This is a genomic window from Gluconobacter frateurii (assembly GCF_002723955.1).
GTDB classification, from domain to species: domain Bacteria; phylum Pseudomonadota; class Alphaproteobacteria; order Acetobacterales; family Acetobacteraceae; genus Gluconobacter; species Gluconobacter frateurii.
In genome coordinates this window covers 150,534-170,964 of the sequence record NZ_BEWN01000003.1, presented here as the reverse complement: position 1 = coordinate 170,964, position 20,431 = coordinate 150,534, and the positions used below count along the sequence as shown (strand labels likewise).

The window sequence follows — 20,431 nt, the reverse complement described above, 5'->3', positions numbered from 1 at the left end:
CCTGACGACAGGCCCGGTTTTTTTGGAAGTCAGTTACCAGACGGTAAAGCCAGCATCCACGTTGACGATCGAACCCGTCATCAGGCTCGCAGCTTCCGAGGCTAGAAAGTGTACGACAGAGGCCACTTCGTCGGGCTGTCCCACGCGCCCCATTGGCGTCCCTGCAATCCAGGCATCATACAGTTCCGGCTTTTCCATGCCGAAGCGCGTCAGGGTCGTCTCGATATAGGTTGGAGCAACGGCATTGGCTCGGATGCCGTGAGGGGCCCATTCTGCCGCCAGTGAGCGGATATACTGGTGCACACCCGCCTTCGAGGCATTATAGGCGGCCTGCTGCTGCGGGCGGTTGACGATCTGCCCGGACATGGAACCGATTGCAACAATCGCGCCTTTCTTTTGCTCAAGCATGATGCGACCGACGGCCTGGCAGCAGCGGAACATGCCGTTCAGGTTGATATCAACCTGCTTGAGCCATTGGCCATCTGTCATATCTTCTGCCTTCACTTCGGAAATGCAGATCCCGGCGCAGGCAACCAGAATATCCAGATGACCTTCCTGCTCATGCACGGTCTTGATTGCGGCCTGAACATTTTCCGTGTTCGTGACATCCATGCGGATGCTGCCGACGTCCAACCCTTCCGCACGAAGGCCTTCAGCGGACTTTGCAGCCAGAGCTTCATCCAGATCTGCAATCACAACGCGGGCACCCGCTTCAGCGAGAGCCGTTACGCATGCCAGACCGATATTCTGTGCGCCGCCGGTGACAACAGCGGTGCGGCCATCAAGGCGAAGTTTTTCCATGTACATCTTGAATATTCCTGAAATCAGGCGGCGAGGGGATGACGACGGCAAGCCTCGAAGGCCAGTCCATCAGGGGCGAAAAGATGACAGTACTGAGGAGGCATTCTCAGGCTGACGCGGGTCTCAACCTCAATGGTTGTAAAGCCATCCGTCTGGACGACGACGCTCTGCCCGTCTTCCAGACGAACGTGAACAAGCGTGGTGGCACCAAGCCGTTCGATGACTTCAACGCCGCCGCTATTCGGGCCGGGTGCTGCGAGTTCCAGATGCTCTGGACGGATACCAAGCGTAAGTTTCGTACCGGGCAGAACTTCGGGTGGAGCGACAGGAACCCTGAGGATTGTTCCGTCCCGAAGCTGGACCGTCGAGCCTTCCGCATCACCATCCTGGAAAATGGCCGAGAAGAAGTTCATGGGAGGGGAGCCGATGAACTTCGCCACGAAAAGGTTGCGCGGGTGATGGTACAGTTCCAAGGGAGAACCGATCTGCTCCACGACGCCCTTCTGGAGCACGACGATCTTGTCTGCCATGGTCATGGCTTCGACCTGATCGTGGGTCACGTAGATCGTCGTAGCACCGAGTTTGCGATGCAGAGCTGAAAGCTCCACACGCATCTGGCCACGCAGAGCGGCGTCAAGATTGGACAGCGGTTCGTCGAACAGGAACACCTTCGGGTTCCGCACAATGGCGCGCCCGATGGCTACACGCTGACGCTGTCCGCCTGAAAGCTGGCCGGGCTTGTGGTTCAGATAGGGCTCAAGCTGAAGCGTACGGGCGACATGCTCGATTTTCTGCCGGCGCTCTGCCTCCGGCATACCGGCAAGCTTCAGGCCAAATTCCATGTTCTTGTAGACGTTCATATGCGGGTAGAGCGCATAAGACTGAAACACCATCGCCAGACCGCGCTTGCCGGGCTCAACGTCGTTGACGCGCTGGCCATCAATCAGCAGATCTCCGGATGTAATGTCTTCGAGGCCGGCAATCATGCGCAGAAGGGTGGATTTGCCACAGCCAGATGGCCCGACAAACACCACAAACTCCTGGTTCTCGATCGACAGGGAAATGCCCTTGATGATTTCTTCCGTAAGGTACGTCTTGCGGATGTTCTTGAGTTCAAGCGTAGCCATGGGTCAGATCCCGTTTGTAAGCGTGGGGGCAACGGCAGGAAGGAAAAGGTCGGTCACTTTACGGCTCCGAACGTCAGGCCGCGGACAAGCTGCTTCTGGCTGATCCAGCCAAAGATGAGGATTGGCGCAACAGCGAGGGTCGAGGCGGCGGAAAGCTTGCCGAAAAACAGTCCTTCCGGGGAGGAGAAGGAGGCAATGAATGCCGTCAGCGGAGCCGCGTTGGAGGACGTCAGGTTCAAGGACCAGAAAGCCTCGTTCCAGCACAGGATCAGCGACAGCAGGGCCGTGGATGCAATGCCAGGCAACGCCAGAGGCAGCAGAACCATTGTCATTTCCTGCCAGCGCGTGGCCCCATCCATCCGGCCAGCTTCCAGAATGGGAGCGGGGACTTCACGGAAGAACGTGAAGAGCATCCAGACGATGATTGGCAGGTTCGTGAGCATGTCCACGATGGCCAGACCGGTGCGGGTATCCAGAAGATGGGTGTTGCGGGCCAGAAGGTAGATCGGAACCAGCACACCGACCGGAGGCAGCATCCGGGTCGAGAGCATCCAGAGCAGCGTGCCACGCGTCCGCTTCGAGGGCATGAACGCCATTGAATAGGCTGCCGGAATAGCCAGCAACAGGGCAGCGACCGTCGCTCCGACCGAAACAACGACGGTGTTGAGAGCAAAGTGCCAATAGCTGGCCCGCTCAAAGACTTCCGCGTAACTGCTAAGGGTCGGCATGAAGAGCAGTTTGGGTGGTGAAGAGACAGCCTCCACTTCGCCCTTGAAGCCGGTCAGGATCATCCAGAAGATCGGGAAGAACAGCCACAGCGCGATGCCCCACCCCAGAAGGGTGACGGCAATCTGAGTGCTGCGTTTTGTTTTAACGGCCATCTCAGACCTCCAGATTGCGAGCAACGGAGCGGACGAGGAAGACCGCAACGATATTGGCGATGATAATGGCGACAACGCCACCGGCGGAGGCACCACCGACGTCAAACTGGAGCAGGGCGCGGGAGTAAATGAGGTAGGCCAGATTGGTAGAGGCCACGCCGGGGCCACCGGCCGTCGTCACGGAAATTTCGGCAAAGACCGTCAGCAGATAGATCGTCTCGATCATCACGACGACACTGATCGCACGTCCCAGATGGGGCAGGATAATATGCCGGAACTGTGCGACAGGGCCTGCGCCATCCATACGGGCGGCTTCCTTCTGCTCACTGTCCAGTGACTGGACTGCCGTGAGAAGAATGAGCACGGCGAAAGGCAGCCATTCCCAGGCGACGATCATCATGACGGTCAGGAGCGGGAACTGTGCCAGCCAGTCGATTGGCGTGAGGCCGACAGCCCGCATCATGGCAGAATAGACGCCATAGATCGGGTGCAGCATCAGGTTCTTCCACAGCAGGGCGGAGACCGTTGGCATGATGAAGAACGGGGAAATCACCAGTACGCGGGCAATGCCACGCCCAAAGAATTCCTGATCGTACAGGACGGCGAGTAATGTACCGCCGCCAACGCTAATGACGAGCACCCCTCCCACGAGAATGAATGTATTCAGAAGGGAGTGCAGGAAATCAGGATCGGTTAGCAGGTACCAGTAGTTACTGAAGCCTGCGAAGCCGTGAAGCGTCGGGTCTACAAGGTTGTAATTCAGGAGGGAGTACCACAGGGTCATTCCCAGTGGGACGAGCGACCAGACCAGAAGAATCAGAACAGCCGGGGAAAGAAGCAGGAAACCTGCTCCTTTTCCCTTCCGTGCGGAGGCTCCCGGTGTGGGGCTATGTTCGACAACGGCCTGCATGGCATGGGAGCCTTATCTGGCGCGGCCGGACTGGCGCAGCGAACGGGTTACGGAAGACTGTGCGGATGCGAGAGCCTGATCGACTGTCATCTGGCCGGAGAGCGTCGCAGCGACCGTCTGGCCAACCTGTGTGCCCATGGCCTGGAACTCGGGAATGCCGACAAACTGCGCACCAGTGTAGGGGCGAGGCTGGGCCGTCTGCCCGTTCGGATCGGCTGTCTTGATGGCGTTCAGCACGAAGGAAGCGAAGGGTGCGGCCTGCTGATATTCAGGCGTAGCATAAGTAGAAGCACGTGTTCCGGCAGGGACGGCAACCCATCCCTTACGGTCGGCAACCAGTTTTACGTATTCCTTGGACGTCGCCCATGTAATGAAGGTCTGGGCATCGGCGCTCTGATGGGAACTGACCGGAACGGCGAGACTCCAGGCCCAGAGCCACGTCGGTCCCTTGCCATAAGGGCCTTTGGGAGCAGTCGCAAAGCCAACCTTGTCGGCCACCTGAGACTGCTTTGGATCGAACAGCAGGCCTCCAGCAACGGTGGAATCAATCCAGATTCCGCAATGTCCGCTAGCAAACAAAGCCAGATTTTCGTTAAAACCGTTGGACGTCGCTCCTGGAGGGCCATCTTCCTTGAGGGTAGAAACATACCATGTGAGTGCCTTCTTCCAGGCATCAGACGTCAGCAGGGGCTTCCAGGACATGTCGAACCACTGTGCGCCATAGGTGTTTGCCAGGGAGTCCACATAGGCCATGTTCTCGCCCCAGCCGGGCTTTCCGCGGAGGCAGATGCCATAGACCTGACCGGACTTGTCCGTGATCTTGTCAGCAAACTGTCGGATCTGGTCGTAAGTCGGGTCCTCGGGCATGGTCAAACCAGCCTTCTGGAACAGATCCTTGCGGTAGTAGGTCATGACGCTTTCTGCATAGAAGGGCAGGGCGTACAGCTTGCCGTCAGATGTCAGGGCATCACGCACGGACGGGAGGACGTCGTTTACGTCATAGGCTGCGTCCGGCTTGAGTTCCGTCAGCCAGCCCTGCTTGGCCCAGATGGGTACTTCGTAGTTGCCGATGGTCACGACGTCGAACTGACCGGTTTTCATGGCGATATCGGTCGTGACGCGTTGGCGGAGAACGTTTTCCTCCAGCGTCACCCAGTTCAGGTGAATATCTGGATGGGCTTTCTCGAATTCCGAGGAAAGCTGTCGCATGACGATCATGTCGCCGTTGTTCACGGTGGCGATTGTCAGGGTGCCAGCAGCATGAGCTGAAGAGAGCACTGAACCGCTCAAGAGAAGAGTCAGTGCGCAGAGTGACTTTAGACGGGACATGAAACTCAGACCTTTCGAAAAAGGAAGCAGGATCAGTGGGAAGGGACAGGCTCAAGGACGTCCCGCATCTGCTGACGCCATGCGAGTTGACTGTTCAGCATGTCATGACAGATGGAACGTTTGGCTGCGTGATAGGCGCCTGTTCGCTCATCAGGCAGGATTTCGGTTCCGGCATGGCTCATCCGGGCCATGGCGGTGCGAAGATCTGCGTATTCTCCGCTGGCGACGGCGCCAAGAATGGCTGCCCCCAGAAGGACTGAGTCCGGCTCTTCGGGCAGGAGAATGCGACAACCTGTTGCGTTGGCGTGCTCACGCAGGAAGACGTGGTTCTTGGTGCTGCCACCCGTGGCGAGGATCGTGTCGATCCGGTAGCCTTGGGCATTAAGCGCATCAATGATGTCTTTGGTGCCATAGGCAAGGCCTTGCAACGTCGCCAGATACAGCTTTGCCAGATCATCGCCACTGGCGGACAGGCTTAGCCCGCTGACGACGCCCTTGAGGTCTGGGTCAGCGTGAGGCGAACGATTGCCGTGGAAATCCGGCAGCACATGCAGGTTCGCAGTGCTCGTTCCTGGAAGCTGGTCCTGCTCAAGAGCATCCGCACGATCGTTCAGCAGAGCGTAGATGTTTGTCCCTGACTGTTCTGCTTCCTGCTTGAGGGCAGGACCCGCCGAATGCTTGGAAATAACAAAATCGATCAAGGCGCCTGTTGCAGACTGGCCCGCTTCATTGAGCCACATGTCAGGCACCATGGCATTCCAGTACGGTCCCCAGACTCCCGGAACAAAGCGGGCCTCTCTGGAGGCTGCCATATGGCAGCTGGATGTACCGCAGATTAGCGAAATTGAGCGCTCAAGTACATCGTCTGAAAGCGCACCGGCTGCCTCAATACCGAGGACGCCGATACCCCCAGCATGAGCATCAATGGCGGACACTCCGACAGGAATCCCTGGCTCAAGACCAAGTTCCGCTGCAGCCTGAGCGCTCAGACCGTCTCCAGCAACGCCGCCCAGCGCCCGAATGTCATTGCCAATCCGGGCATAGTTGTCTTCTGTCAGCTCTTCGAGGCCAATGGCTTTGAAGTACGTATCATCCCAACGATCTTCATGGGCCAGATAGGTCCACTTACAGGCCGTGGAACACGCCGAGCGAGACAGGGACCCTGTGGCTCGCCAAGTCAGGAAATCCGGCAGATCGAAAAAATGGCCAGCCTTGGCGAAAATGTCCGGCAGGTTCCGTTTGAGCCAGAGAAGCTTTGGCGTCTCCATCTCCGGGGAGATTTTGCCTCCTACGTAACGCAGGACTTCGTAGCCACCTGCATTGATTTCGGCGGTTTCCTTCAGGGCGCGATGATCCGCCCAAAGGATAACATCCTGCCCATCCGCACCGTCAGGGTCGACGGATAACGGACGGCCTTCTGGATCAAGGACAACAAGAGAGCAGGTTGCGTCGAAACCTATACCTACAATTCGATAAGGCTGGTCCAGCATGGAAAGCGCCGTTCGGGTTGCCGTGCAAACAGCCTCCCAGATATTGGCGGAAGACTGCTGGGCGTAATTGTCTGCAGGTGTCCATGTCCGGGTCGGCTGGACGGCAGAGGCCTTCTTTTCCCCATCGAGGGTGAAGAGACCGGCCCGGGCGCTCCCTGTTCCAACATCAACTCCAAGAACCAGATCCATAAGGCCACACCCAGGTTGTATCGTGCAGATAGATTGCCGAGATTTCGGGAGAGCTATCTCTCCAGTGTCATACCAAGCGTCCGTGACCAAAAATTGCCTCTGAGAACCATGGGCAACCTTAAAAAATCCCGATACCGCTATGTTATGTCACTTCCAAAGATAACGCACAATCCAGAATATATAACAGTGTTTATGTTACATATAGCTTACCGGCTGTCCATAGCGCGAAATGGAATTCAGAAAGGAAAACGTACAGATCGCAAAAAGATGAATGCCACGGATGTTTTGCGAGGACGCGGCACTCAACACCCCGTCCTCCATACATTACGCTATGCAGCAACAGGGACAGGCGCTTCTTCAGCCAGAAGGTGCTCGGCTTTAAGGTCGTTCCAGAACTCTTCCGGAATGTGATGGCTGAACCATGCCAGGTTTTGCGTGAGCTGACTGGTATTGCGGGTCCCGGCACAAAAAGATGAAATCGCCGGATGCGCCACGACAAACTGCAAAGCCGCTGCAGGTAATGGGACATGATGCCTTTTACAAACAGCCTCGATACGGGAAACCCGATCGAGAATATGCGAAGGGGCAGGGGCGTAATTATATTTGGCGCCCTTCACAGCACCGGTAGCAAGAATACCAGAATTAAAGCCGCCACCCACAAGCAGCGTAACATTCCTTTGTTCACAAAGCGGCAGAAAATCCCGCAAGGCGTCTTGTTCAAGCAAGGTGTAACGACCTGCGAGAAGAAAGCAGTCGAAATCATGCTGTTGAAGAGCAGCGTGACAAACTTCCCATTCATTCACACCAACCCCTATAGCCTTGACGACGCCCTCGGTGCGCAACTTTTCCAGGGCTCGCCACGCACCATCCATTGCCTGTTTGAAAACTTCCGGCTGGTTTTGCCCATGTGTAAACCGGTCAATGTCATGGATGAACACCATGTCGATACGCTCAAGGGCCAATCGCTGCAATGAATCTTCAAATGATCGCATTGTTCCGTCATAAGTATAGTCGAATGTCATGCGGTTGGGTGCTGCGTTGACCCAGGGAGCAAAATCTATTTCGGCGCGAGGCGCCGCGTGCAGTGTACGCCCAACTTTTGTGGCAACGACAAAGTCGTCCCGGTTTTTCCATCTGAGAGCCTGTCCCAGCCTGAGTTCAGCTAACCCATGACCATACATGGGTGACGTATCGTAAAGCCGGATACCTGCATCCCAGGCATGCTGTATCATCTGGGCGGCGTCTTCTTCGGACACTTCCTGCAGAAAATTTCCGAGCGGAGCAGTTCCAAAAGCGAAGGCTGTAACGCTAAAGTCGTTGCGGCCAAACTTGCGTGTTTCTGATGGCTTCATCGTCGATCCTCCCGATGGGGTTCTTTTCACGACATGGGACGAAATATGACGGAAAGGCCGCTGGCTTCACCTCTGTGACCAACGCAGGGGGCTTCCAAGAGTATGGATACTTACGTCCGATCCATGAAAGGAGTGACGATGCCACGATAACTTTACAATCGTATCTGGTTACTTGACAAAACATTACTAAAAATAAGTCCCTCCTATCCCCAAATCTGTCAGAAATGATTGCTCAATTGGCCGCTTCCTGCCATGGAGGCGCCATGACGAAAAACAGGCACTTTGAAATTTTTCTCGCAACATCCCCCGGTCTTGAGGACATGCTCTGCGCCGAAGTGAAGCTGAAGGGGTTCCGCCAACCCAAAGCTGTGCCTGGGGGAGTAACGTTGCGGGGAGGATGGCCTGAAGTCTGGCGCGCAAACCTCTGGATCAGGGGGGCCAGCCGGGTTCTCGCTCGTATCGGACAGTTCCGGGCGGAATATCTGAACCAGCTTGAGGTCCGGGCTAAGGAAGTCTCCTGGGGGGAACTCTTGCGGACGGATGTTCCATTTCGGGTTGAGGTTTCCTGCTCTACGTCCCGAATTTATCACAGCGGCGCTGCGGCTGAGCGCATTGCCAAAGCAATTACCGAGACACTGGGAGTTCCGAGATCCGAAACTGCGGATATCATCGTTCGCGCACGGATTGAGAACAATTTCTGCACGCTCAGTCTTGATACGTCTGGAGACCTTCTACACCGTCGCGGACATAAAGAAGCCGTCAACCGGGCTCCCATGCGAGAGACGATGGCGTCCCTGTTTCTAAGGAAATGCGGATATAATGGGCAGGAGCCTGTCCTCGACCCGATGTGTGGGTCTGGGACATTCGTTATCGAAGCGGCAGAAGTAGCCGCGCGTCTAAATCCGGGCCGGTCTCGACATTTTGCATTCGAGCATTTTGCCACATTTGATCCGGAAGCTTGGGAACAGATGCGGGCGGTGAAGAGCCAACGTGCTCCGGAATTTCATTTTTATGGAAGTGATCGCGATGCAGGGGCGATCACCATGAGCCGGGCTAACGCTGAACGCGCTGGCGTCACAGCCTATACAACCTTCAATCAGGCGACGGTGAGTGACATCCTGCCTCCGGCAGGGCCTCCCGGTCTGGTGATCCTGAACGCTCCCTATGGAACGCGTATTGGTGACAAAAAGAAACTTTCAGCCTTGTATCGAGCACTTGGGCAGCGGATGCTTGAGCATTTTAAAGGCTGGCGCGTTGGGATCATCACCACTGAAACGTCCCTTGCTCACGCGACTGGTCTGCCATTTCTACCGACTGGTGCGCCCATCCCTCATGGAGGGCTGAAGGTCTTTCTATTCCAGACAGACATTCTTAAGTAGTCAAGAAGTGCGGATCTCGGAATTATCTCGAATTCCGTTCTTTTAAGATTCATACAAAATGGGCGGAACTGTATTCCTGAAGAAAATATTCAACCCTCTCAATAAAGAGAGATGTAAAAGGATTTGAAATTCGGGACCGTGCGACAATGGAAACGGTCTGTGGGTGAATGCCATTCTCTCTTAATGTAAGAAATTTAAGTTTGCCTTCGGACTGTTCCTGAATGATGTCGAGTGGGGTTAAAAACGTGATGTTGCCCGGTACGAGTGCCATTTGCCGCATAAGTTCGATGGAATTGGTTTCCAGAGAAGGTGCCAGGGTCAGACCTTTGGCAGTATAGAGATCTTCCAGATGCGGGCGGATCGCCATACTGTCATCTGCGACTATCAACGGCCATGCATTGCAGTCTTCAAGACTGATGGACTCCTGATGGGCGAGGGGGTGCTGGGCACTCATCACAACACCCAAGGGCACGCTTCTGGACGCTTGGACCACCAACCCGTTTTCGGGTGGGATATCGAAGCCTATTCCAATATCGGCCTGCCCGTTCTTAACCGCTTCGACCAAATCATGCGTACCATAGGTACTGACATGCGTGCGGACATTCTGATGCGTATTATGGAAATCTGTAAGGGCTAGGGGAAGAAAGGTAGAAACAGGACCTACCATCGTGGCAATGGAGAATTCTCCGCGCTTCAATCCTTTCAGGTCTTCGAGAATCTGCCTTGTATGGTTCATGTTCTTCAGGGTTTCGCGAACATGCGCGAGCAGGATTTCACCTGAGGCCGTAAGAACGAGTTTTCTGGGCAGTCTCTGGAAGATTGGCGTGCCGAGATCCTGCTCCAACGTCAGGATCTGCCTATTGATAGCCGTGGACGCGACGTTCAGATGCTCGCCAGCTTTCCTTATCGAACCGCAACGGGCGACCGTATCCAGATAGGTTAGAAGTCGACTGTGCAGCATGACCGAACTCTCGCCCAAAAGATGCACGATAAGAACATTTTGCGGCACCATCAAGATTTTGTACCGATTTCGAACTGAGCCTACCTGTTTATGGGCAGTTCATTTTTCGCAAAGCTCGTGTGGCACAAAAGACACATTGCAGGTCCTTATGGTGCCATAGGAAAAAAATCCATCGCGACAAATATGCTTTTATATCTTCGGTTTTCCGATAAGTGATTGTTATACATGTAGTTTTTCGAGATGACACAGATCTGATTTCGGAAGAGGATCGGATTGCAAAGCATTTCTGTAAGTGTGTAGAAAGATCCACAAGTGTGTCCGATTTCGCGAGTGATCTATTTTTGATGTCACTCCGAGGCAATTATTCGCCTTTTGAGGCAGTGGTCGATTATGTTACGACTTCGTTATGGGAAGGGTCTTCTGATCGGAGACCAGGTCCTGTGGGGAACGTCGAGTGTCTTGCAGCAGGGGAAGCCAGCAGGTTATGTGTCCGTATCGATCTGAAAAGCAGTCGTCCAGGAAGGCCCTTCTTCTTGTAACGTGTCTGGCAGGTTTTGGTTCAGCATCTCTGGCTGCACCAGCACAGGCGGCGACCGGGGCCACTGCTGTAAAACACAAGTCTCACGCTCACGGTGTAGCGGCCCACAGCCAGAAGGCATCCCGCAATGCCGTCGCTACGACTGTTCCAGAGCGTCCCAAGATGCGTCGGCCATCGTCGATCAATTCTACGGGTGACGAACACGTAACGGTTTCCACCTCCCGCCTGGCGCGGAGCCGCGGCGGCGGGATGATGCGTGTCGAAACGGCTCCCTACGCTATCCAGACGATCACAAAAGCGTTTATTGAAGCCAAGAGCCCAACCAGCACGGCACTTGATCTCATCAAGAACCTGCCGAGTGTCAGCGTCTCTACGCCAGATACGTCAGGCATGCAGGGTGGTACCATCCAGAGTCGAAGCCTGACAGATGCTGATATGGCTCTGATGGTGGATGGCGCACCGGCGGCAAGCGCGTCCTATATGGCTGAGGATATCGATTCAGAAAACCTGGACAGCGTCAGCATGATGCCTGGGTCCTCGCCGATTGATCTGCCAGCGACATCTGCTGCGGCTGGCGTCATGAATGAAACATCTCATGACCCATCGCATACGTTCGGTGGCTTGGTTGATTTTTCATACGGCACAAACAATCTGTCGCGTGAATTTATCCGTCTTGAATCTGGTGAAATCGGAAACACAGGCGTTCGCAGCTATCTTTCCTTTTCCAACAGTCATGCCCGCTCCTGGATGGGAGCAGGCATCAACGAGCGACGCCATCTTGACTTCGGTATCCGTAAAGACTGGCAAAACGGATCTTATGCCAAGCTCTTTATGTCCTGGAATAATGAAGATTTCACAATCGACAATTATCCGACTGCTGCTGAGTTCTACAAATACAAGAGCACCGGACAGGGATACGGCCGCAAAGCTGGCTTTGACGCAATCGGAAACGATTATTGGAAGAACAATATCGATCACTGGAATCAGCTTTTCCTGAGTGCTCCTATTCACGTAGTCCTCACGGACAAGCTACAGTTCGACCTGCGCCCCTATTATAACTGGGGTCAAGGTTGGGACGGTAGCTCGGGTGACTTTGCTGACGGAACGACGACATACAAGTCCGGACAAACAATCGCAGCAGGGACGCCGCTAACAAGCTACTTCCAAGAAAACGGAGCTCTTGACGTCGGCGCGACGGCCAAGCTGGGTTATGACATCGACAAGCATAACCATATTGAGCTCGGATACTGGTACGAAAATCAGGACTATACGCAGCACTTCCCAGTCAGCGTGACGAAGGCGGACGGCTCAAACCCAAGCCCGAATGATGCTGCCTATCAGGTCTATTCTGGCGGAAGCCGCTCCTACTACGGTAACACGACCGGATACGAAATCCATTCCCTGTTCCTGCAGGATACCGCGAAGTATTTCCATGATAAGCTTCAGGTTGCTGGTGGGTTCAAATATGTCATGTCCAATGTCTGGTACATTACATATCCGGGCCACAGCCAGATGGGTCAAAACCTGACGGCGCCACTGCCTCATCTCTCCATCAGCTACCACTTTAATGAACATCACCAGGTGTATGTGAATGCAGAGGGTGATTTCCGTCAGCCATCTGCCTCGGCACTTGGAAACACCGCTTATACCGGTACGCTTCCGAAAAATCAGTATTCCATCAAGGAAGAACTTGGTTACCGCTATAATGACAAGTACGTCATTGTTGATCTGGACCTGTTTAACTACAACATCACCAATCGGCTGCTGACGACCTATGTCGGTAACAATCAGACTGGCGTCGTTAATGCGGGCAACCAGACAGCACGTGGCTTTGACGCCATGTTCTCTACCCAGCCGATCTACGGTTTCAGCCCGTATGTATCGTTTGAGTATCTGAATGCCCGGATGGATAGCAATATTGCCGCCTCCGATGCTGATGGAAACCTGACAGCGTACAGAACCAAGGGAACACAAGCCCCTCTTTCACCACATGTCATGGCCAATTTTGGTCTGACATACGTAAATCAGGGCTTCTTTGCTAATGCCACGGTTCATTATACTGGCCCACAATCGGTTACTATTGCTGGTGACCAGCGTATCCCGGGCTACGTGACTGATACGCTGTCTCTTGGTTACCATTTCAAGCCCGTCTGGTATGCTAAGTCGCCAACGATCCGCTTAAACTTTACGAACTTGACGGGTTCGATTGTTCGGACAGGCGTTGCTGGCGTAGGTACAAATGCATCGGCAGTACGCTTGATGAATGGCAATCTTGCTGCAGCTACGTCAGGCGCGCAATTCTACGTTACTCCACGGTTCAGCATGACCGGAACGATTTCTACGGCGTTCTGATCAAAGCCTTTTAGTTCGATTTATACCCTCAGAAGCTCACCCGCTTCTGAGGGTTTTTTTGTATTTGGCAACGCCAGGTATGGAGCCGGATGAAGGTATATCTTTCATCATCTATGCGCTCTGGCCACTCAGCCTGTCGCTGTGCTGCTGAACCAACCGACACCATCTCTCATCATAGACTGCATCCGTAACCCTGACGCACTGGCGTACCTGAAGGCTTTGTGAATAAATAGCACTCGCTAAAAACTGTTTCTTGATAAGCCCAGATAGAATCTTAGAGTGTCGTACAAACGTAAAAAGGCCTAATACCAAACTGGGTATTAGGCCTTTTTACGTTCAGATATAAATTGGGAAAATTTTACTTTCTCAAAGCCTTCACAAGATCTGATCCCGTTGCCACAAAACCGTAGCACTGCCGGACATTATAAATTGTAGCCTGCTCGCAAAATTCAGGAGACGTTGTTGCAGCGCAGTCATTCAGCAGAATACAGTCATATCCTAGGCAGCCTGCGTCAGTGAGGGTGCTGAGAACACACTGATCGCTATTCACACCGGCAAAAAGCAGGGTATCCACACGCAGGTTCCGGAGGATGCCCTCAAGAGGCGTATCCCAGAAGCCACTCATCCGGTATTTCGAGACATGAATGTCCTCAGCCTCGACGTCCAGTTCATCGACGATGGCAGCATTCCAGCTTCCATCCTCAAGAACTTTCCTGTCCGCAGCACCAACCGGTGATCCAATTCCTTTATCTTCTCCTGCCGGATCATAAACATGCAGAACAGATGGTGGGAGATTGAGTTTATCCCGACGGTTTCCCCAGTTCAGCCAAACCACGGGCACGTCATGTTCGCGCAGGATCGGAAGGAGCGTCTGTAAGGGCTTGATCGGGCGGCGGGCCGCAGCAATATCCACACCAATGGACGCGAGCCAGCCATCCGAATGACAGAAGTCGTTCTGCATATCGATGACAATGATTGCCGTCCGAGCGAGATCGAAAGTCAATGTCTGGGGCGCAGACGGAACACTAATAGGCTTGGGCTTACGTTCTGGTCGCAGCAGACTGATGGAATTCTCTGTTGCGCCCCAACTGTTGGCATAAGTACTGCCCAGACGTCTCATTGACTCCCTCCACAGAGGACGGCGAGGTCTTCAGCATCCAGCTTGACCGGAATGCCGCTCCGGATCAGGTCTCCGAATGCTTCGTCTGGTGTCATGACCGTCAGCGTATAAAGCTTGCTGGTGCCGGTATTCTCCAGAACATGTTCCGAGCCGGGTTTGACCAGAAGCGCATCGCCAGCTTTCAGTTCACAGCTTTTGCCGTCACACCAGGCGCGACCAGTACCCGACAGGACGAAGAACATTTCGTCAGCATCTGTATGGGTATTTGGAGGTGTAGCTCCTCCGGGTTCAAAGATTTCCACGACAGCGATGGAAGAATAATCCCCAGCTTTCCTGTCAAACAGGATGGCAAAGTAATTGCTTGAGTCCGGCGCAATCCGGAAGGCTTCCACACTATCGGGGCTGCATTTTGCAAAAGGCATGAGAATTAGCTTTCCTGTTTGAGCCAAGGAAGAAGAAGATAGGTGCCGGAACCGCATTTCAGGTGAACTGTTGTGACCCGCTGCTGATCCAGCGTCGCTGTGATTGGGCTGCCGCCTGTGCCGGGATTGACTGGAAAGACCGGGAAGCAGGCGAGGGAGAGGGAAAGCCTGAGCCGTTCACCCTTTTGGAGGGTCAGGCATGTGCCGCGCATCGGAAGGAGAGTCTGACCGGGCTTAGCCAAGGCATAGCCTTCGGCCATCGGGTGGACTTTTCCTTGCCCATCCACACGGGACAGAGTGGCGTGGATATCGAAGCTTTCGTATTCGCCTTCGAACTCGAAGCATCCTGTGACGGTGCCCGCCAGAAGCCTGTCTGATGTCTGAGGAGCAGTCGTGAAAGTTAAAACGTCTGAGCGTGCATCGGTCCGGGCCCGATCCACCGGCCCTCCAGGAAAGCCGAAACTCCCACCGCAAGGCGCTGCCGGACGCCATGGGTCGAGAGTGAGGCTTTCTTCAGACAAAGCCAGTGCATCATCCGGCACCCTAGGAGCCAAGGCACCATCTCGGGTATCAATGGCAGCACGGCCGTTACCAGACGGAAACGCTTGCGTATTCCCTTCCGGCAGGTCTTGCAGATCCTGCCACTGACAAGCTCCCATATCGAAAAGGCGAACAGGAGCGACCTGCTGCTCAGGTTCTGATTTCAGCCAGTGATCGAAGAACCTGATCTGCTGCTGATCGATGTCCGTAATCGCATCGTCGCCAACATCCACATCCCCGATATGGCGGTCCCAGGGGAAATGAGCCCATGGTCCGACAATGAGCCGGGTCGGCATATGGGAGGAAAGCGCGCGATAGGCTTCGAGCGTTCCAGGAAGATGACTGTCATACCACCCACCGATGAGCAGGACCGCTGGAGCAAGTTCGGCGATATTGCTTAAGCGGCTAGCAGGTGAGATTTTGTCCCAGTACGCATCACCGGGAGGCGTGTCCCGCCAGCGGGTGTAATGACTATACTTGGCCAGTAGGGCGTCGTGGGCGGGAACGGTAGGCTGACGTCCGTTGAAGGACGTCCCGCGACTGGCAGCAAACAGGATCTGCTGTGTGTCGTAGTCTCCTTTGAGACGGGCAGTTTCGGCCGCGAGCTGTGTGGCCCATCCGATGTTCGCACGCATCGCGAATGCGCCATTCTCGTACGCCCAGTCCCGATCCAGTTGCCAGCCAATCATGGCTGGTGCAATCGCCTTCAGCGCCTCAGGCTTTTCGCCGGCTGCCAGTAGCTGATTGCTCCCTTGGAAGGAAAAGCCAAACATGCCGACGCGGCCGTTGCTTCGAGGAAGCGAAGCGGCCCAGGCAATCGTGTCAGCGCCATCTTCTGCTTCATGCTCGAAAAGAATGAACTCACCGCCTGAGTCTCCACGGCCCCGGACGTCCTGCATGACGACGATATAACCGTGACGGGCATACCATTCTGGCGGCGCATAACACAGTGACGTGCCAATCCGGCGACCATACGCCTGACGCATGAGAAGAACGGGGAAGGGACCTTCTCCTTCTGGCTCCCAGATATCTGCCACGAGACGGATACCGTCCCGTGTCAGCATGGTTTCCGTACGACGCGGCTTGAGAGCAACCATTAGAGTTCCCCTCCAAGGGTTTCATAGGCTGGGGGTACAGAGTCAATGACGCGCCCGGCTCGGAGAACCGTACGACCTGTCTGATTGCGGCTCATCCACTCGTTCATGTTCCGGGCCGGGAAAACGATAAGATCAGCTACAGCACCTTTCTCAAGACGATGGTTGCGTCCCATCCAGTCTCCCGGACGGCTGGTGACGGACTGCACCCAGGGTCGGCTGGTATGGTCGAGTTGCCCAATGCGTGTGCCTCCCTGAAGGATTTCATGCATGTCAAAATCCCCGTAGGCGTAGAAGGGGTCGCGCACATTGTCGCTCGCCAGCATGACCGGCACGCCTGCGGCATCCAGTTCCTGCAACAGTGTCACGCCCCGCCAGCGCGGGGTTCGGCCAGCAGTCCGATCCTGAAGATACATGTTGCAGAGGGGGAGGCTGACGATACCAATCCCGGCTTCGGCCAGAAGCGAAATGATACGCGTTTGATCGGCGTCATCCTGCACTGTCAGGCTGCAGCAATGCCCGCACAGGATTTTCTGGCGAAAACGATGCCTGAGTGCTGCCTGAGCCACCAGTTCGAGCGCGGTGCCACCTGTTTCGCCATTTTCATCGACATGCAGGTCCAGTTCCAGCCCGTACTCCGTCGCCAGACCGAACAGCACGTCCAACGCGTCTTCTGTCGTATTGTGCTTCATCAGGACGGCTCCTAGAACGCCGCCTTCTGTCTCCGCGACACTCCGCACAATACCGTCCCGGTCTTCGCCCATATAGCGTTCCGGCATGGTGAGGGAGACGCCCTGGAGCGCGATTTTTCCAGCCCATTTCTTCTGGAGTCTGCGAAGAAGGGGCCAGACCCGGGCTCCATGAACACCGAACGTATCCAAGTGGGTCCGGATCGCGCTTGTGCCATGGGCATAAGCACAGTTCAGACTGAACTCCATGCGGCGTTCTACATCCGCATCCGTCCAGTAAGCCTCCCGGTCTTGGGTCGTCGCCTGAAGCGCACCCATGAATGTTCCATCAGGATTGGGCGTCCGATCCCAAATGAAGGCTTTGTCCAGGTGGGTGTGACTATCGGCAAAGCAGGACCAGACCATTTGGCCCTTCAGGTCGACGTTGCCGAAGGTATGGGGGAGTTGACCTGCCGGGACGATCTCCGCGATGTGTCCGTTTTCGAGCGCGATATCGCAGAGCTTGCTGCCTGCGAGTGCTGAAGGAAGCAGATCTTTCGGAATGCTCGCGTTCAGAAGGCCGGAAGGAGATTGGCCGACGGGAAAAGGAAAGGTCATGAGCGGTGTCTCAGGGCGAAGCGTTGCAGGCTGGCGGCGGCGGCGTAAAGAACGAGGCCAGCGACGGTAATGAGGAAAAGCGCCGCGAACATACGCGGGATATCCATCTGAAAACCCGACTGAAGGATCTGATAGGCCAGACCGGCTGAGTTACCGCCTGTTCCCGCAACAAATTCGGCAACAATCGCGCCGACCAAGGAGAGGCCCGTGGCAATTCGCAGCCCCGCCATGAACATGGGAAGCGCGCTGGGAATGCGAAGGCGGCTCAGTGTCTGAAGGCGCGAAGCCTTGTGCATCTGGAAGTATGCAGCCAGATCAGGATCAACGCTCCGTAGTCCCTGGAGCGTGTTGGAAATAACCGGGAAAATGGCGACCAATGCCGCACAGGCCGTCAAAGCCAACGGCGTGTTGTGGATCAAGATGATGATCAAAGGGGCAATCGCGACAATCGGTGTGACCTGCATGATGACCACATAAGGCATCAGGCAACGCTCAATGAGAGGACTCTGCACAAGCAGGAATGCGACGAGCACGCCCCCTACAACGGCAGCGATCAAGGCAGCGAACGTGATTTCCAGCGTGATGAGCAGGGCATGGAGTAGAGCCACACCATCAAGCATCAGGGCGCGCCATATGGCCGAGGGAGACGGCATCAGATAGGGCGGGATATGCCAGAAACGGCAGATACCCTCCCAGATCCCGAGAATAATGATACCGAGCGTGACAGGGGCCAACAGAGAGAACGTGCGGGAGGACATCATGCGCGCATCTCCTGCTGAATCATACTTTCCCGACTGGCATCTTCCAGAAGAATGGCCAGTTCACGGCTGATCCCCGCAAACTGATCCGACAGGCGGAACTCTTCATTGCGGAGGATGGACCGATCAATCTCATACTGGGCATGAATACGACCCGGCCGGGCGGCCATCACCATGACGCGGCTGGAGAGAAAAGCTGCTTCATGTAGAGCATGAGTCACGAACAGTGTTGTCAGGCCATCTTCGTAACAAAGCCGCGCCATTTCTTCGTCGAGACGATTGCGGGTGAATTCATCCAGAGCACCGAAGGGTTCGTCCATCAGGAGAAGGTCAGGTTCCGTGACAAGCGCCCGAGCGATGGACACACGCATTTTCATGCCGCCGGAAAGCTGGGCGGGATAATGCTCCGTGACGTGCCCGAGGCCTACGCGTTCCAGAGCGGCCAAAGCGCGCTTGTCCGCCGTGGCCCGGTCTACTTTTTCCAGATCGAGGGGAAGGCGAACATTTTTCGCGATGGTCGCCCAGGGCATCAGCGTGGCGTCCTGAAAAACGAACGCCATGCGGCGGCCCTTCCGGCCGACATCGCCAAAGTTTCCACCCCACCAGCTCATTTTGCCACCCGATGGGGTGTGCAGATTGGCGATCAGCTTGAGAAGGGTGCTTTTTCCACACCCCGATGGACCAATGAGCGTAACAAAGTCTCCTTTTTCGACTGTGAGATCGACGGGAGAGAGTCCGCGGACGCCATTTGGGAAAACTTTTTCAATGCCAGCGAGGGAGAGGACAGGGCTGCTCATGCCGGTACCGTCGCCAGGCCATCGCGTACGCAATCCAGCGTGTAGGCACTCTTCCATTGCGGGTTTTCTGGAACAAGCTGAGCTGCGAGCTGAATATCGTAAATGCGCTTCCAGCGTTCATCATTCATCGTCATGATCGGGGCTCCAGGCGCGCCAAGAGCCTTGATGTCCCGCAGTTTCTGCCGGGACCAGACGAGCTGATCGGCGCTCATGTCCGGATTAGCCTTGCGAATAGCCGCGTCACCCTTGCTCGCATCCCCGAAGATGTAGCGCTTCCAGCCCTCACTGCTGGCCGCAATGAACTTCCGCAATTCCGGTCCGCGCTCTTCAAGTGTCTTCCGCGAAACCATCAGAACGTTTCCGTAGGCCGCATATCCCAGGTCATCCAATAGGAAGAAATTGAAAGGGATACCGGCTTTTTTCGCACCATAAGGCTCGGACGAGACGAATGCCTGCATGGCCATCTGTGGATTGAAGGCGAAAGGTTGGAGATTATAGGTGTAGGGATGAACCTGATCTTCAGTGAAGCCATAACGCTTCTTGAGCCATACCCAGAAGCTGGCGCGACCTTCTGAACTGATCAGAATAGGATGGCCCTTAAGCTGCGAGATATCGTGGATATCCGGGTGGGTCATCAAGCCGCCGACACCCTTTTGAAAGGTCGTGCCGATAGCGACGGCCGGGATACCCTGAATGGCGCAGCGGATCGCTTCTTCGCCCTGCATGATGGCGATATCACACTGACCAGCCATCAGAAGCTGCGTCATATTCATCTGGGGGCCGCCCATCTGAATGGAGACATCCAGATCCTGCTGGGCGTAAAGACCGTCTTCTGCTGCCTGATAGTAGCCGCCATGCTCTGCCTGGGCATACCAGTTAGTCAGGAGACTGAGCGGCTTCGTCGCAGCTTTGGCTCTTGTGGTAGGCAGGGAAGACAGAGCTCCCGCAGCCATGATGCCCTGAAGCATGCTGCGGCGGTTGAGCCTTGGTAATGTCATGCGCTGCCTCCCGACTTGATTTTTATAATCAGACCGTAACGGCTTTTTCATTCCGCTGTGAAGACTTATTCTGCTGCCAGACCGATACCTTTTTCACCTCTTTGTGC

Annotated in this window: 17 protein-coding genes; 2 read left to right on the top strand and 15 right to left on the bottom strand. The window is 55.2% G+C overall.

Annotated elements, in window-relative coordinates; translation table 11 throughout:
• Positions 1–33: 33 nt before the first annotated feature.
• From GFR01_RS09580 to GFR01_RS09550, 7 genes are all read right to left on the bottom strand, one after another.
• Entirely contained in the window at positions 34–807 is a 774-nt protein-coding gene (locus GFR01_RS09580) for an SDR family NAD(P)-dependent oxidoreductase (RefSeq protein WP_099182266.1), read from the bottom strand.
• Positions 808–824: 17 nt separating this feature from the next.
• On the bottom strand, positions 825–1,928 hold the full coding sequence (locus tag GFR01_RS09575; RefSeq protein ID WP_099182265.1) for an ABC transporter ATP-binding protein: 1,104 nt from the start codon (positions 1,926–1,928) through the stop codon (positions 825–827).
• A 53-nt stretch (positions 1,929–1,981) separates the two neighbouring features.
• A complete protein-coding gene (locus tag GFR01_RS09570) occupies positions 1,982–2,809 on the bottom strand; it encodes a carbohydrate ABC transporter permease (protein WP_099182264.1) in 828 nt (275 codons plus the stop codon).
• 1 nt (position 2,810) lies between these two features.
• Positions 2,811–3,719 (bottom strand): carbohydrate ABC transporter permease, encoded by a 909-nt coding sequence (locus GFR01_RS09565; protein WP_099182263.1) that lies wholly within the window; start codon positions 3,717–3,719, stop codon positions 2,811–2,813.
• Between the two features lie 12 nt (positions 3,720–3,731).
• Positions 3,732–5,048, bottom strand: coding sequence for an ABC transporter substrate-binding protein (locus GFR01_RS09560; protein WP_099182262.1), 1,317 nt, complete (start codon positions 5,046–5,048; stop codon positions 3,732–3,734).
• Positions 5,049–5,080: 32 nt separating this feature from the next.
• On the bottom strand, positions 5,081–6,727 hold the full coding sequence (locus tag GFR01_RS09555; RefSeq protein WP_099182261.1) for an FGGY-family carbohydrate kinase: 1,647 nt from the start codon (positions 6,725–6,727) through the stop codon (positions 5,081–5,083).
• Positions 6,728–7,056: 329 nt separating this feature from the next.
• Entirely contained in the window at positions 7,057–8,079 is a 1,023-nt protein-coding gene (locus GFR01_RS09550) for an aldo/keto reductase (protein ID WP_099182260.1), read from the bottom strand.
• 263 nt (positions 8,080–8,342) lie between these two features.
• On the opposite strand from GFR01_RS09550, the gene GFR01_RS09545 reads away from it, so the two are divergent.
• Entirely contained in the window at positions 8,343–9,458 is a 1,116-nt protein-coding gene (locus tag GFR01_RS09545) for a THUMP domain-containing class I SAM-dependent RNA methyltransferase (protein ID WP_099182477.1), read from the top strand.
• A 49-nt stretch (positions 9,459–9,507) separates the two neighbouring features.
• Here GFR01_RS09545 and GFR01_RS09540 read toward each other — a convergent pair whose 3' ends face one another.
• Complete coding sequence (locus GFR01_RS09540; RefSeq protein ID WP_244902231.1) at positions 9,508–10,419, bottom strand: LysR family transcriptional regulator; 912 nt, start codon at positions 10,417–10,419, stop codon at positions 9,508–9,510.
• 484 nt (positions 10,420–10,903) lie between these two features.
• On the opposite strand from GFR01_RS09540, the gene GFR01_RS09535 reads away from it, so the two are divergent.
• A complete protein-coding gene (locus tag GFR01_RS09535; protein ID WP_174694702.1) occupies positions 10,904–13,309 on the top strand; it encodes a TonB-dependent receptor in 2,406 nt (801 codons plus the stop codon).
• 358 nt (positions 13,310–13,667) lie between these two features.
• Here GFR01_RS09535 and GFR01_RS09530 read toward each other — a convergent pair whose 3' ends face one another.
• From GFR01_RS09530 to GFR01_RS09500, 7 genes are read right to left on the bottom strand one after another with little or no spacing between them, the layout of a single operon-like run.
• Positions 13,668–14,429 (bottom strand): cysteine hydrolase family protein, encoded by a 762-nt coding sequence (locus GFR01_RS09530; protein WP_063903739.1) that lies wholly within the window; start codon positions 14,427–14,429, stop codon positions 13,668–13,670.
• Positions 14,426–14,851, bottom strand: coding sequence for a cupin domain-containing protein (locus GFR01_RS09525; RefSeq protein WP_099182259.1), 426 nt, complete (start codon positions 14,849–14,851; stop codon positions 14,426–14,428). Before GFR01_RS09525 ends, GFR01_RS09530 begins: the two co-directional genes overlap by 4 nt.
• Before the next feature lie 5 nt (positions 14,852–14,856).
• Positions 14,857–16,488 (bottom strand): CocE/NonD family hydrolase, encoded by a 1,632-nt coding sequence (locus tag GFR01_RS09520; RefSeq protein ID WP_099182258.1) that lies wholly within the window; start codon positions 16,486–16,488, stop codon positions 14,857–14,859.
• Positions 16,488–17,771 (bottom strand): cytosine deaminase, encoded by a 1,284-nt coding sequence (locus GFR01_RS09515; protein ID WP_099182257.1) that lies wholly within the window; start codon positions 17,769–17,771, stop codon positions 16,488–16,490. The genes GFR01_RS09520 and GFR01_RS09515 overlap by 1 nt, the downstream gene beginning before the upstream one ends.
• Positions 17,768–18,532 carry an ABC transporter permease gene (locus GFR01_RS09510; RefSeq protein WP_099182256.1) on the bottom strand — a complete coding sequence of 255 codons (765 nt, stop codon included), beginning with the start codon at positions 18,530–18,532 and terminating at the stop codon, positions 17,768–17,770. Before GFR01_RS09510 ends, GFR01_RS09515 begins: the two co-directional genes overlap by 4 nt.
• Entirely contained in the window at positions 18,529–19,326 is a 798-nt protein-coding gene (locus GFR01_RS09505) for an ABC transporter ATP-binding protein (protein ID WP_099182255.1), read from the bottom strand. Before GFR01_RS09505 ends, GFR01_RS09510 begins: the two co-directional genes overlap by 4 nt.
• The gene (locus GFR01_RS09500; protein WP_244902230.1) at positions 19,323–20,324 is read right to left on the bottom strand and encodes an ABC transporter substrate-binding protein; all 1,002 of its coding nucleotides are present in this window, start codon (positions 20,322–20,324) and stop codon (positions 19,323–19,325) included. The genes GFR01_RS09505 and GFR01_RS09500 overlap by 4 nt, the downstream gene beginning before the upstream one ends.
• Positions 20,325–20,431: the final 107 nt, after the last annotated feature.

Coding starts and splice junctions, on each gene's coding strand:
- GFR01_RS09570 (WP_099182264.1), bottom strand. CDS start 2,809: ATGGCCGTTAAAACAAAACGCAGCACTCAGATTGCCGTCACCCTTCTG.
- GFR01_RS09565 (WP_099182263.1), bottom strand. CDS start 3,719: ATGCAGGCCGTTGTCGAACATAGCCCCACACCGGGAGCCTCCGCACGG.
- GFR01_RS09535 (WP_174694702.1), top strand. CDS start 10,904: ATGTGTCCGTATCGATCTGAAAAGCAGTCGTCCAGGAAGGCCCTTCTT.
- GFR01_RS09505 (WP_099182255.1), bottom strand. CDS start 19,326: ATGAGCAGCCCTGTCCTCTCCCTCGCTGGCATTGAAAAAGTTTTCCCA.
- GFR01_RS09560 (WP_099182262.1), bottom strand. CDS start 5,048: ATGTCCCGTCTAAAGTCACTCTGCGCACTGACTCTTCTCTTGAGCGGT.
- GFR01_RS09575 (WP_099182265.1), bottom strand. CDS start 1,928: ATGGCTACGCTTGAACTCAAGAACATCCGCAAGACGTACCTTACGGAA.
- GFR01_RS09500 (WP_244902230.1), bottom strand. CDS start 20,324: ATGACATTACCAAGGCTCAACCGCCGCAGCATGCTTCAGGGCATCATG.
- GFR01_RS09580 (WP_099182266.1), bottom strand. CDS start 807: ATGTACATGGAAAAACTTCGCCTTGATGGCCGCACCGCTGTTGTCACC.
- GFR01_RS09555 (WP_099182261.1), bottom strand. CDS start 6,727: ATGGATCTGGTTCTTGGAGTTGATGTTGGAACAGGGAGCGCCCGGGCC.
- GFR01_RS09550 (WP_099182260.1), bottom strand. CDS start 8,079: ATGAAGCCATCAGAAACACGCAAGTTTGGCCGCAACGACTTTAGCGTT.
- GFR01_RS09530 (WP_063903739.1), bottom strand. CDS start 14,429: ATGAGACGTCTGGGCAGTACTTATGCCAACAGTTGGGGCGCAACAGAG.
- GFR01_RS09515 (WP_099182257.1), bottom strand. CDS start 17,771: ATGACCTTTCCTTTTCCCGTCGGCCAATCTCCTTCCGGCCTTCTGAAC.
- GFR01_RS09520 (WP_099182258.1), bottom strand. CDS start 16,488: ATGGTTGCTCTCAAGCCGCGTCGTACGGAAACCATGCTGACACGGGAC.
- GFR01_RS09510 (WP_099182256.1), bottom strand. CDS start 18,532: ATGATGTCCTCCCGCACGTTCTCTCTGTTGGCCCCTGTCACGCTCGGT.
- GFR01_RS09525 (WP_099182259.1), bottom strand. CDS start 14,851: ATGCCTTTTGCAAAATGCAGCCCCGATAGTGTGGAAGCCTTCCGGATT.
- GFR01_RS09540 (WP_244902231.1), bottom strand. CDS start 10,419: ATGCTGCACAGTCGACTTCTAACCTATCTGGATACGGTCGCCCGTTGC.
- GFR01_RS09545 (WP_099182477.1), top strand. CDS start 8,343: ATGACGAAAAACAGGCACTTTGAAATTTTTCTCGCAACATCCCCCGGT.